Origin of the sequence: Micromonospora jinlongensis, assembly GCF_013410645.1 — a bacterium.
GTDB classification, from domain to species: domain Bacteria; phylum Actinomycetota; class Actinomycetes; order Mycobacteriales; family Micromonosporaceae; genus Micromonospora; species Micromonospora zamorensis.
This window is the reverse complement of record NZ_JACCHK010000001.1, coordinates 6,185,352-6,197,868: the sequence shown is the minus strand read 5'-3', so window position 1 is coordinate 6,197,868 and position 12,517 is coordinate 6,185,352. Positions and strand designations below refer to the sequence as shown.

At 69.4% G+C, this 12,517-nt stretch carries 7 protein-coding genes; 4 read left to right on the top strand and 3 right to left on the bottom strand.

Translation table 11 applies throughout. From position 1 onward, the window contains the following. Positions 1-71: 71 nt before the first annotated feature. Complete coding sequence (locus HNR22_RS27900) at positions 72-1,697, bottom strand: ABC transporter substrate-binding protein (RefSeq protein ID WP_179782854.1); 1,626 nt, start codon at positions 1,695-1,697, stop codon at positions 72-74. A gap of 137 nt (positions 1,698-1,834) precedes the next feature. On the opposite strand from HNR22_RS27900, the gene HNR22_RS27895 reads away from it, so the two are divergent. Further along, positions 1,835-2,566 carry a FadR/GntR family transcriptional regulator gene (locus HNR22_RS27895; RefSeq protein WP_179782853.1) on the top strand — a complete coding sequence of 244 codons (732 nt, stop codon included), beginning with the start codon at positions 1,835-1,837 and terminating at the stop codon, positions 2,564-2,566. A 53-nt stretch (positions 2,567-2,619) separates the two neighbouring features. On the opposite strand, the gene HNR22_RS27890 is transcribed toward HNR22_RS27895, so the two are convergent. Then, entirely contained in the window at positions 2,620-3,291 is a 672-nt protein-coding gene (locus HNR22_RS27890) for a FadR/GntR family transcriptional regulator (RefSeq protein ID WP_179782852.1), read from the bottom strand. A gap of 50 nt (positions 3,292-3,341) precedes the next feature. After that, positions 3,342-4,196, bottom strand: a complete 855-nt coding sequence (locus HNR22_RS27885) for an amidohydrolase family protein (RefSeq protein WP_343059990.1) — start codon at positions 4,194-4,196, stop codon at positions 3,342-3,344. Positions 4,197-4,487: 291 nt separating this feature from the next. Between HNR22_RS27885 and HNR22_RS27880 the strand changes: the two genes are divergently transcribed. The 3 genes from HNR22_RS27880 (at position 4,488) to HNR22_RS27870 (ending at position 12,451) form a co-directional block, all read left to right on the top strand. Beyond that, positions 4,488-7,277, top strand: a complete 2,790-nt coding sequence (locus HNR22_RS27880; protein ID WP_179782850.1) for a glycosyl hydrolase family 95 catalytic domain-containing protein — start codon at positions 4,488-4,490, stop codon at positions 7,275-7,277. A gap of 90 nt (positions 7,278-7,367) precedes the next feature. Continuing rightward, a complete protein-coding gene (locus HNR22_RS27875; protein WP_179782849.1) occupies positions 7,368-10,151 on the top strand; it encodes an alpha-L-fucosidase in 2,784 nt (927 codons plus the stop codon). A gap of 29 nt (positions 10,152-10,180) precedes the next feature. Beyond that, positions 10,181-12,451, top strand: coding sequence for a family 20 glycosylhydrolase (locus HNR22_RS27870; RefSeq protein WP_179782848.1), 2,271 nt, complete (start codon positions 10,181-10,183; stop codon positions 12,449-12,451). The last annotated feature ends 66 nt before the right edge of the window (positions 12,452-12,517 follow it).

The window sequence follows — 12,517 nt, the reverse complement described above, 5'->3', positions numbered from 1 at the left end:
GTCCCGCCCAGCCCGAGGGACAGGGGCTGGGCGGGACGCTAGGGGCCGGGGTCCGGGCCCCCGAAGCGGGCTCAGCCCTTTCGGCTGGTGCCCAAGAAGTACAGGCCTGTGGTCGCCGCGCCCGAGAAGTCGCTGAGCTTCGCGGGGTCGTACGCGGTGACGACCTTGGTGTGCAGGATCGGGTACAGGGGGACCTCGTCGGCCACCTTGTCCAGAGCCTGCTTCCACAGGGCCTTGCGGGCCGCCTCGTCGGAGGTCTGCGCGGCCTTGTCGAGCAGGTCGGCCATGGCCTTACGGTCGGTGGCGTTCCACCGGTAGCGCAGGCCCGGCCAGGTCTCGCCGTAGAAGAACCAGCGCATCAGCAGGTCGGTGTCGACGCCGAAGACGCTGGGGTCGCCGGTGGCCATCAGGACCCGGAAGGTGTCCTTCGGAACGATGTCACCGTAGATGGCCGAGGACGGCACGGTGTTGAGGGTGGCGGTGACGCCGATCTTCTTCCACTGCTCGATGACCAGCGGGGCGACATCCTTCACGGCGGAGTTGTCCGTGGTGTCGAGCTGGAACTTCAGGTTCGAGACGCCGGCCTCCTGGAGCAGGCTCTTGGCCTTTTCCAGGTTGTAGTCGTAGACGGTGGCGGCCTTCTGGTAGTCCTTGTTGCCCTCGTCCAGGTAGCTCGTCGCCGCGGTGCCGTAACCGTTGAGCGCGGTCTTGATGACCTCGTCCTTGTTGATCGCGTAGTGCAGGGCCTGGCGCACCCGCTTGTCGTTGAACGGCGCCGCGGACGAGTTGAACATGAGGAAGACCTGGTTGAAGGCCTGCTTCACGTCAACCGTGTACTTGTCCTTGAGCGAGTCGACGTTCAGGTAGGGCACCGACTCGATGGCCTGGACCCGGCCGCCCTGCAGGTCCGACACCCGCGCGGAGGCCTCGGAGGTCGTGTTCCAGGTCATCGTCTCGACCTTGGCCGGACGGGGCCCGCTGTAGTTCGGGTTCTTGCTGAGCTTGATACCCGACTCCTTGGACGCGCTGTCCATCTTGAAGGGGCCGGAGCCGATCGGTGCGGTGTCGAAGGCCTTCGACGCGTTCGCGTCCGCGGTCTTCGCCTTCGGCAGGATCTTGATGACCGAGATCCGCTCGGAGAACAGGGCGAACGGGTACTTCAGCTTGAACTCGGCGGTCGTCGCGTCCTTGGCGGTCACCGAGTCGATGAACGACACGAAGCCCTGCATCAGCGGCGGGGCCTTGGGGTCCGCCGGCTTGAGGACCCGGGTGAAGGACCAGGCGACGTCCTCGGCGGTGACCGGGGTGCCGTCGGAGAACTTCGCGCCGTCACGCACTGCCACGGTGTAGGTGAGCCCGTCGGCGCTGGCCACCGGCTCTTCCTTCGCGAGAGCACGGTAGGGTTCCCGCGTGACCGGGTCTAGATCGATCAGACCCTCGAAGATGTGCTGGTTGACCGCGGTCGCCACCGCCGACGAGGCGTTCCCCGGGTCGAAGCCGCTGGAGAGGGTGAACGCCAGGGTGGTCTCGATCGAGGTCTTCCCCCCGCCCCCCTCGACGGCGTTGGTCGAGGCCGGCCCGCCGCTGCACGCGACCAGTCCGAGAGCGAGGGTTGCCGCAGTGGACGCGACGGCCAGCGAGCGGAGCCGACGCGGGGGGACGCGCCAACTCCCCGATGGCTTAACGGTGGTGCTCACGTAGCTGCCTCCATAGGCTCTTCATGCGCTCGCGTGACGCTCGCGCTGAGGGATTCGAAGATAATGGGGTCTGACGTCTGACATCTGATGCCGATAGGGTGAGCGTGTCAGATTCGTGAGGGAAGGGCAAGTGCCAGATGACGACCATTGACGCCACTCCGCTACGCGGTGCGGAGCGCCCAGGTCCCCGCCGGCAGGAAGTCGCTACCAAGATCAAGGAGTACATCCTGCGGAATCGCCTCAAGCCGGGAGACATCCTCCCCACCGAGGCGGAGCTGTGCGACGCGGTGGGCGCCAGCCGGTCCAGCGTGCGTGAGGCCGTCAAGATCCTCTCTGCCCTCGACATCGTCGAGGTGCGGCACGGTCACGGCACGTTCGTCGGCCGCATGTCCCTCGCCGCCCTCGTGGAGGGCCTGACCTTCCGCGGTCTCCTGAGTGGCGAGGAAGATCACCACGTGCTGAGGCAGGTCGTCGATGTCCGCCAGACCCTGGAGCAGGGGCTCGCAGCCCAGGTCATCGCCGTCCTCGACGGCGAGCACCGGGTGGCCCTCTCCGCGCTCGTCGACGATATGGAGAGCCTGGCGGCCCAGGGGAAGGACTTCCTCGACGTCGACCGGGCCTTCCACGTGAAGTTGCTGGAGCCCCTCGGCAACGACCTGATCCTCCAACTGACCGAGGCGTTCTGGCAGGTCCAGGCCATCGTCGCTCCCACGCTGCGCACCGAGCCGGAGGACCGGGTGATCACCGCCCACCGACACCGCGCAATCGTGGACGCGATCGCGGCCGGCAACGTGGCCGGCCTGCAAGCCGCCATCGCCGACCACTACGCGCCCATCCGGGCGAGCATCGCCCGCGTCGTGCGGGCCTGAATCGACACCGCCATCGCCGTACGACTCGCAATCCGGTCAGCGGCCATGGTCGGTCACAGTGCCCGGCGGAGCCACTCCTCGACGCCAGCGATGTGGACGGTCGCCCAGGAACGCGCGAGATCGGCGTGGCCGATCGTGATCGCGTCGACAATCGCCTGATGCTGCTCCCGGGTCCGGGTGATGACACCCTGTTGGGTGACACCGCGCCAGATGCGGGCCCGGGTGGTGGGCCCGGAGAGCCCGTCGAGCAGCGAGCACAGCACCGTGTTTCCGGAGCCGACGGCGATCAGGCGGTGGAACTGCAGGTCGTTGGCGACCAGGGCCTCCACGTCGTGGGTGTCGCCGAGGCTGTCGAGCACGGCCTGGAGGCCGGCGATGTCCTCGGCGGCCATCCGCTGCGCGGCCAGCGCCGTGGCGGCCGGCTCGAGGATGCGCCGGACCTCAAGGAACTCCAGCACCGTGTCGTCGCGGTGGAAGTCCACGACGAAATTGAGCATGTCGAGCAGCAACTGTGGGGCAAGGCTGGTGACGTAGGTCCCGTCACCCTGGCGGACATCCAGGATGCGGATGATGGACAGGGCCTTCACCGCTTCACGCAGAGAGTTGCGGGACAGACCGAGCCGCCGCGCCAGGTCCGCTTCCTTCGGCAGTCGATCGCCGGGGCCGAGCTCGCCCGACGTGATCATCATCTTGATCTTGCCGATCGCCTCGTCGGTGAGAGCCATCGCCGCCTCCGCACATGTTCGGGGTAGGGCCCGCTCCCATGATCGCCGGCTCAGACCACCAGCCGGTAGACCCGCGCGGCGGTGCCTCCGAAGATCGCGTGTGAGGCCGCCTCGGACAGCGCCGGCAACACCTGGTGCAGCGCGGCCCGCACCCGGCCGTAGCTGCCCGCGAGCAGGCACAGTGGCCAGTCGGAACCGAACATCAAACGATCCGGCCCGAAACGGTCGACCGCCTCGCGGACGAACGGTCGCAGGTCGTCGGCCCGCCACGAGACCCAGTCGGCCTCCGTCACCAGGCCGGACATCTTGGCCGTGACGTTGGGCTGCTCGGCCAGCGCCGCGAACGGCCCGCGCCACCGGGCCAGTCCGGTCGCACCCGCCCGGATCTCCGGCTTGCCGAGATGATCGAGGACGAAGCGGAGGTGCGGCAGCGCCGCAGCGGCCCGCGCCGCGGCGGGCAGCTGGTCCACCCGGACCAGCAGGTCGAAGGCCAGCCCGGCTGCCGCAACGACACGGAGGCCGCGGCGCACGTCCGGACGGTCCAGATGATCCGGGTCCGGCTCGGCCTGGATCTGGGCGCGGACACCGACCACCCGATCACCGCCGGAGCGGCGGAGGTGCCTGGCGATGCGGGCCTCCAACCCCGGGCCGGCCAGGTCGGCCCACAGCACCACACCGGCGATCTGCGGCGCCTCGGTCGCCCACCGGAGCAGGTCCTCCGACTCCGCCTCGTCGCATCGCCCACTCTCCACGAGGATGGAGCGATCGACCTCGGCGGCGCGCAGTTGCGCCTGCCACTGGGCCACTGTGAACGGACGCCGGACCGACCGCATCCGGTCGTCGTCGAGCCGGGCGCAGGCGGGCGGGTTCCCCCAGAGGTGATGGTGCGCGTCGACCGTCAGCACGCAGGCCCTACCACGGCTGACGCCGCGGGGCTGGCCATGTCCGCACCGCGATGCCGTGATCGCAGAAGCTTCACCACACCACCCCGCACACATCGGATGTTTCCGGGTTTGAGGAGCTCGGACATCTGATGTCTAACAGCTGTCGATGGATCAGGCAATAGCCGAAATGGGCTGGCGACCCACCATCCGGGTCGCGATCTTCATTGCAGGCAACCTCACCAGGGTTTCCAGTTCGGTCCATTGACAAAAATATACATCCCACGTTAACTCCCATGGCATAGAGGAGGCCCTATGCCTGTCATCGGCCGTACCCAGACGATCCTGCGCGCCGCAGCAGCGGCCCTTCTCGTGGCCGCGGCCCTGACAGCCGCGTCCACGAACTCCACACCGGCCGAAGCAGCCGCCGACCCCGGGCTGGCGCTCTGGTACGACGAGCCCGCCGCCAACTGGGAGAGCAACGCACTGCCGCTGGGCAACGGTGCGCTCGGCGCCATGGTCTTCGGTGGCATCCAGACCGAACGCCTGCAACTCAACGAGAAGACACTGTGGACGGGTGGACCCGGCACCAGCGGTTACAACCACGGCAACTGGACGTCACCACGGCCCGGAGCCCTGACAGGCGTGCAGGCTCAGATCGACCGGGACACACGGATGGCACCTGGCGCGGTCGCCACGGCACTCGGTCAGCCGGCGACCGGATTCGGCTCGTACCAGAACCTCGCCGACATGTACCTCGACATGTCCGGCACCCCGGCCACCGTGAGCGACTATCGGCGCGAGCTGGATCTCGCCGAGGCCACCGCTCGCGTCGGGTACTCCTATGGCGGGGTGTCCTACCAGCGCGAGTACTTCGCCAGCCACCCCCGCAACGTGATCGTCACCCGGCTGTCGGCCAGCCAGGCCGGAAAGGTCTCCTTCGTCCTGCGTACCGTGTCGGCCCAGCCTGGCAGCACCGTCACGGTGGCGAACGGCCGGATCACCGTGCGGGGCGCGCTGCCCGGCAACGGGCTGACCCACGAGACCCAGTACCGGGTGGTGACCACCGGTGGCACCCGGACCGACGGCACCGACCGGATCACCGTCGCCGGCGCCGACTCGGCGTTCATCGTGCTGTCCGCCGCGACGTCGTACGCCGACACCTACCCCACCTATCGCGGCGCCGACCCCCACACGCAGGTCACCCAGGCGGTCGACGGCGCGGCGGCCTCGACGGTGGCGGCGCTGCGCGCGGCCCACCTCGCCGACTACAAGAGTCTCTTCGACCGCGTCCGGCTCAACGTGGGCGGACAGATGCCGAACGTTCCCACCGACGAGCTGCGGTCGGCCTACACCGGCGCCGCCGGACGGGCCCAGGACCGCGCGCTGGAGTCGCTGTACTTCTCCTTCGGCCGGTACCTGCTCATCTCGTCGTCGCGGGGCGGGTCCCTGCCGGCCAATCTCCAGGGCATCTGGAACAACTCCAACAGCCCGCCCTGGCAGGCCGACTACCACACCAACATCAACGTCCAGATGAACTACTGGCCGGCGGAGACCACGAACCTGGCTGAGACCGCCACGCCGCTGTTCGACTTCATCGACGCCCTGCGCGCACCGGGCCGGGTCACCGCGCAGAACATCTACGGTACGAACGGCTGGGTCACGCACCTCAGCACCAACCCGTACGGCTTCACCGGCGTCCAGGACTGGGCCACCGCCTTCTGGTTCCCGGAGGCCGCGGCCTGGCTGTGCCAGCACCTCTACGAGCACTACCGCTTCACCCGTGACACCGCGTTCCTCCGCGACCAGGCGTACCCGGCGATGAAGGAGGCCGCGGAGTTCTGGCGGGCCAACCTGCACGTCGATCCGCGCGACGGCAGGTTGGTCGTCTCGCCCAGCTACTCACCCGAGCAGGGTGACTTCTCGGCCGGCGCATCGATGAGCGAGCAGATCGTGTGGGACCTGCTCACCAACACCATCGAGGCGAGCACCACGCTCGGCGTCGACGCCACCCTGCGCGGGCAGTGGCAGACCACCCTGAACAAGCTCGACCCCGGCCTGCGGGTCGGCTCCTGGGGTCAGTTGCAGGAGTGGAAGGCGGACTGGGACAGCCCGACCAACGACCACCGGCACGTCTCGCACCTGTACGCCCTGCACCCGGGTCGGCAGATATCCCCGTCGACCACCCCCGCCCTCGCCAACGCCGCCCGCGTTTCCCTCACGGCGCGCGGCGACGGCGGCACCGGCTGGAGCAAGGCCTGGAAGATCAACTTCTGGGCCCGGCTGCTCGACGGCGACCACGCCCACAAGATGCTCAGCGAGCAGCTCAAGAGCAGCACCCTCGCCAACCTGTTCGACACCCACCCGCCGTTCCAGATCGACGGCAACTTCGGGGCCACCGCCGGAATGGCGGAGATGCTGCTGCAGAGCCAGAACGGCGTCGTCGACGTGCTGCCCGCCGTGCCGGCGGCCTGGCCCACCGGCACGGTCAGCGGTCTGCGGGCACGCGGCAACGTCACTGTGGACACCGAGTGGCGCAACCGGCTGGCCACTCGGATCACGCTGACCGCCGGCAGCGGCGGCTCCCTCACCGTACGGAATCCGATGCTGGCCACCGCGTCGCTGGTGGACCTGACCACGAACCAGGCCGTGCCGGTGAACCGCACCGGTGACCGGGTCACGTTCACTGCCGTGGCCGGGCACCGCTACCAGGCCGTCTCCACGGCCGCGACCGGCACGATCGCCGGAGTGGCGAGCGGGCGCTGCGTCGACGTACCGGGGGCGGCCACCGCCGACGGCACCGCCCTGATCCTCTGGGACTGCTCCGGCGCGGCCAACCAGGTCTGGACCCGTGAGGCGGACAACACCATCCGCAACCGCGGCAAATGCCTCGCCCCCGCCAGCACCACCAACGGCGCCGCCGCGACCATCACCACCTGCGGCACCGCCACCAACCAACGCTGGACCTACGACACCACCACCAGAACCCTGCGCAACCAGGCCACCGGCACCTGCCTCGACGCCAACGGCGGCGGCACCACCAACAACACCAGACTCATCCTCTGGCCCTGCGCCACCGCCACCAACCAGCAGTGGCTGGTGTGACGCCGGCCCTCACCGCCGGCTGGCCGTACCCGTAGGTCACCCCATCTCTGCACCGCCCCTCCCTGACCCGTTCCCGGAGAGGACACCCCCATGAACCGCACCCTGCGCCGCCGTGCGCGCGCAAGCGGAGCCACCCTGGCCGCCCTGGCCCTGCTCGCCACCTGCCTGGTTCAGCTGACCCCACCGGCGGCACCGGCCACCGCGGCTCCGGGGGACGGCACGATCACGGGAGTGGCCAGCGGACGCTGTGTCGACGTGCCCGGCGCCGCCACCACCGACGGCACCGCCCTGATCCTCTGGGACTGCACCGGAGCGACCAACCAGATCTGGACCCGCCAGGCCGACAACACCATCCGCAACCGCGGCAAATGCCTCGCCCCCGCCAGCACCACCAACGGCGCCGCCGCGACCATCACCACCTGCGGCACCGCCACCAACCAACGCTGGACCTACGACACCACCACCAGAACCCTGCGCAACCAGGCCACCGGCACCTGCCTCGACGCCAACGGCGGCGGCACCACCAACAACACCGCAGTCATCCTCTGGCCCTGCGGCACAGCCACCAACCAGCAGTGGCGCGTCGCGGCGGCTGACTACCAACCGCTGCTCGACGTCGGCTTCAGCGGCACGTTCACCTCCGCCTCCGGCTACACCCCCTCGACCGGGGAGCTGGTCGACGGGCAGCTCACCCGGCTGGGCGGCGGTGAGGTGATCAGCGGTACGACCGTCACGCTCACCGGCGGCGGCACCGGCATCGGGTTCACCCCACGGATCCCGGTGACCAGTGCGAAGTACGTCAACAAGAGCCTGCTGGCCGAGGCGGTGGTACGCCGACAGAGCGGCGCCACGATCACCTTCGACACGCTGCTCAGCCTCGCCGGCGGGGGCTACTACCGCTACGCCAGCGGCTCGCAGACCACTACCGAGTTCGGCATGTACGGGCCGGATGCGCCGTACCACGACACCCGGCAGAGCGGGCCGAACCTGCCCGACACGCAGGACACCCACGTGGCGTTGGCCTACGAGTACGTGAGTGACAGCGCGGCACGGCTCGTCGCGTACGTCAACGGCTGCCAGGTGGGCACCGCAGTCACCACACCGGTGGCTGCGGCCAACGCGTCGCAGGGCCTGCTGGCCTTCGGCAACGACGCCGGCGCTCGCAACCGCGGCTGGCACGGCACGCTGGACGCCATCGCCCTCGCGTCGATGACCGGCGCCGCCGGCCCGGCCGACTTCCAACTCGACGCGCCGGTCTGCGGTGGCACCCCGCCGCCCCCCGGCTGCGCGGGCGACCCCGGCAGCAGCGGCCCGGTCACGCCGGCCACCGTCATCACCGTCGACCGGTGCGACACCCTCGACCGGATCCGGCAGAAGGCAGCCCAGGTCACGCCGTCAGCCGCCCAACTGGCCTGGCAACAACGCGAGCTGACGGCGTTCCTGCACTACGGCATGAACACCTTCACCGACGTCGAATGGGGCAGCGGGAACGAGGACCCGGCCCAATTCAACCCGACGGTGGTCAACCCGACACAGTGGATCGACGTGCTCAAGCGCAACGGGTTCAAGCAGGTCATCCTCACCGTCAAGCACCACGACGGGTTCCTGCTCTACCCGTCGCGATACAGCACCCACTCGGTACGCAGCAGCCCCTGGTGGGGCCGGACCAGCCAGAACGACATCCTGCGCGCCACCGTCGACGCCGCCCGCTCGGCAGGTCTCGCCGTTGGCTTCTACCTCTCCCCCGCCGACGGCGCGGAGATCCCCGGCCGGCGTGGCGGCGACCGGTTCGGCAACGGCAGCGCCAAGCGGAACGTCACCATCCCGACGCTCGTCGCCGGGGACACCCGGGCCCCGACGCAGACGTACACGTATCAGGCCGACGACTACAACGCCTACTTCCTCAACCAGCTCTACGAGCTGCTCACCGAGTACGGGCCGATGGCCGAGGTGTGGTTCGACGGCGCCAACCCGTACACCGCGTACCCGCAGCCGTACCAGGTCGGTGACTGGTACCGGTTGATCCGGGCCCTGCAACCAGGCGCCACGATCGCGATCAACGGCCCGGACGTGCGCTGGGTCGGCTCCGAGTCCGGGGCGTTCCGGGCCGACGAGTGGAGCGCGCTGCCGTTCAAGGGCACCGATCCCGGCGCGTTGAACCGCGACGACGACATGCTCACCGGCGCCGCGTCGAGCGACCTGGGTTCCAGCGCGCTGATCGGGCGCAACCTGGGGACGGTCACGTACCTGTCGTGGTATCCGGCCGAGGCGGACGTGTCGATCCGGCCCGGCTGGTTCTGGCACGCCGGCCAGAACGGCTCGGTCAAGCAGCCGGCGGCGCTGATGCAGCTCTACGAGAACGCGGTAGGTCGCAACGCCAATCTGCTGCTCAACGTCCCGCCGAACCGGGCCGGCGTGATCGACGCGCCGGACGTCACCGCCCTCGACGGGTTCGGCACCGCCCAACGCTCGCGGTACGGCCGGGAGCTGTTCGCCAAGACGGGCGCGACCGGCACCCACGCCGCCCTCACCGACGCGGCCCTGGGCACGTACTGGTCGCCCTCGGGTGGTGCCACCACCGGCGCTGTCGAACTGACCGCCTGCCGGGCCCGCACGTTCGACCGGCTCGTGTTGCAGGAGTCGGTCGGCAACGGCCAGCGCATCGAGGCGTTCGCCGTGGACGCCTGGATCAACGGCGGCTGGCAACAGGTCGCCGCCGCCGGAACGGTCGGCTACAAGCGGATCGTGCCGCTGTCCGCCGCCGTGAACAGCGACCGGCTGCGGCTGCGGGTCACCGCCGCGCGCGGTGTCCCGCAGGTCGCGACTCTCACCGCGTACGCCACCGACAGCACCGCCAACCCGGCGTCCTGCTGATTTTCCCAGCCCTTTGAGAGGAGCGAATCATGCGTCTTCGACGTATCAGCGTCACCGGCGCGGTGGGGGTACTCGCCGCCGCACTGTTGACCGTGCCAGTCACGCCGGCCTCGGCCGTACCGGGTGATCTGCAGGTGATCCCGGCGCTGAAGCAGTGGACGGCGGGCACCGGCAGTTACACCTTCGGTGCCGCGACCCGGATCGTGGTCGATCCCGCGTACACCGCCCAGCTCAACGACGACGCGGCCACCTTCGCCGCGGATCTGCGGGACCTGACCGGCCGCACCGTCCCGGTCACCACGGGAACGGCCGCGACCGGCGACATCCGGCTGACCCTGGGCGGCAGCCAACCCGCCGAGGGCTACACGATGACGGTCGGGTCGAGCATCGCCATCCAGGGCTCGACCGACGCCGGTGCCTTCTACGGCACCCGGACGGTGCTGCAACTGCTCAAGCAGTCCAGCACGGTGCCGGCCGGCACGACCACCGACGCCCCGACCAAGTCCGAACGCGGCATGATGGTCGACGTCGGTCGCAAGTACTTCACCGTCGACTGGCTCCGCCGGCACGTCAAGGAGCTGGCCTACCTGAAGATGAACCGGTTGCACCTGCACCTGTCCGACACGTTCGGCTTCCGGCTGGAGAGCACCACCCACCCGGAGGTGGTGTCGGAGCAGCACTACACCAAACAGCAGATCCGCGACCTCATCGCCCTGGCGGCCCAGTACCACATCGAGGTCATTCCCGAGATCGACATGCCCGGCCACATGAATGCCGTCCTGGCCAACCATCCGGACCTGCAGCTCGCCGACACCGCAGGCAACCGCAACCCCTACTACCTCGACCTGTCCAAGCCGGGTGCCTACACCCTGGCCCGGGACCTCATCACCGAGTTCCTGCCGCTGTTCCCCGGCCGGTACTGGCACATCGGCGCGGACGAGTACGTCGGCAACTACGCCGCGTACCCGCAGCTGCTGACCTACGCCCGCGCGACCTACGGGCCGAACGCCACAGCGAAGGACACCTACTACGGCTTCATCAACTGGGCCAACGACATCGTCCGCGCCGGCGGCAAGACCACCCGCATGTGGAACGACGGCATCGGCACCGACGGCACCATCCGGCCGGCGTCCAACATCCACGTCGAGGTCTGGTACAACTACGGCATCACCCCGCAGGCCCTGCTGGACCGTGGGCACACCATCTCCAACCAGGCGTGGGACCCCACCTACTACGTCCCCGCCATCGCCAAGCCGAACGTGACGTGGGCGTACGAGACCTGGACCCCGGACCGGTTCCAGGGCAACACCACCGTCGGCGACACGTCCCGCAACCTCGGCACGGTGCTGCACATCTGGTGTGACTACCCGGACGCCGAGACCGAGGACCAGATCGCGGCGGGCATCCGGACCATCCTGCGGGTGATCGCCCAGCAGACCTGGGGTTCACCGAAGCCGGCCGCCACGTACACCGCCTTCGGCGCGATCATCGACCGGATCGGCCGGGCTCCCGGCGGCCCGGCGGCGACCGCCGGCAACCTGGCGACCAACCGCCCGGTGACCGCGTCGTCGACCGAGACGGCCAGCTTCCCGGCCTCGGCGGCGGTGGACGGCGACATCAGCACCCGCTGGTCCTCGGCCTACACCGACCCGAGCTGGATCCAGGTCGACCTCGGCAGCAGCCAGGAACTCTCCCGCGTGGCACTGCGCTGGGAGGCCGCCTACGCCCGGGCGTACCAGATCCAGACCTCCACCAACGGCACCACCTGGACCACCGCGGCGACCGTCACCGCCGGCGACGGCGGCACCGACGAGCACCTCCTCAACACCACCGCACGCTACGTGCGCATGCAGGGCACCCAACGCGCCACCACCTTCGGCTACTCCCTCTGGGAGTTCGAGGTCTACGGCCCGAAGAAGGGCGTCATCACCGGCACCGCCAGTGGCCGCTGCCTCGACATCCCCGGCAGCAACACCACCGACGGCACCGCGGTCAACCTCTGGGACTGCAACAGCGGCGGCAACCAGACGTGGACCCACCGCAACGACGGCACCCTCACCGCCCTCGGCAAGTGCCTGGAGCCGGCGAACGGAAGCCTCACCGACGGCACCGCAATCGTGATCCGCACCTGTTCCACCGCCACGTACCAGCGCTGGACCTACGACGCGGCCACCGGCAGCTACCGCACCGGTGGCAAGTGCCTCGACGCCAACGGCGGCGGGACCGCCAACGGCACCCGCCTCATCCTCTGGCCCTGCACCAACGGCGCCAACCAGCGCTGGAGCACCCCCACCGCCTGAACCACAGATGGAGGCACGATGCAGCACGCCATGCCCCTGCCATCCTTATCGACAGCACGGCCACGG

Excerpts from the sequence above, each read along its gene's own strand:
- HNR22_RS27895 (WP_179782853.1), top strand. The coding sequence starts at position 1,835 with ATGACGACCATTGACGCCACTCCGCTACGCGGTGCGGAGCGCCCAGGT.
- HNR22_RS27890 (WP_179782852.1), bottom strand. The coding sequence starts at position 3,291 with ATGGCTCTCACCGACGAGGCGATCGGCAAGATCAAGATGATGATCACG.
- HNR22_RS27880 (WP_179782850.1), top strand. The coding sequence starts at position 4,488 with ATGCCTGTCATCGGCCGTACCCAGACGATCCTGCGCGCCGCAGCAGCG.
- HNR22_RS27875 (WP_179782849.1), top strand. The coding sequence starts at position 7,368 with ATGAACCGCACCCTGCGCCGCCGTGCGCGCGCAAGCGGAGCCACCCTG.
- HNR22_RS27870 (WP_179782848.1), top strand. The coding sequence starts at position 10,181 with ATGCGTCTTCGACGTATCAGCGTCACCGGCGCGGTGGGGGTACTCGCC.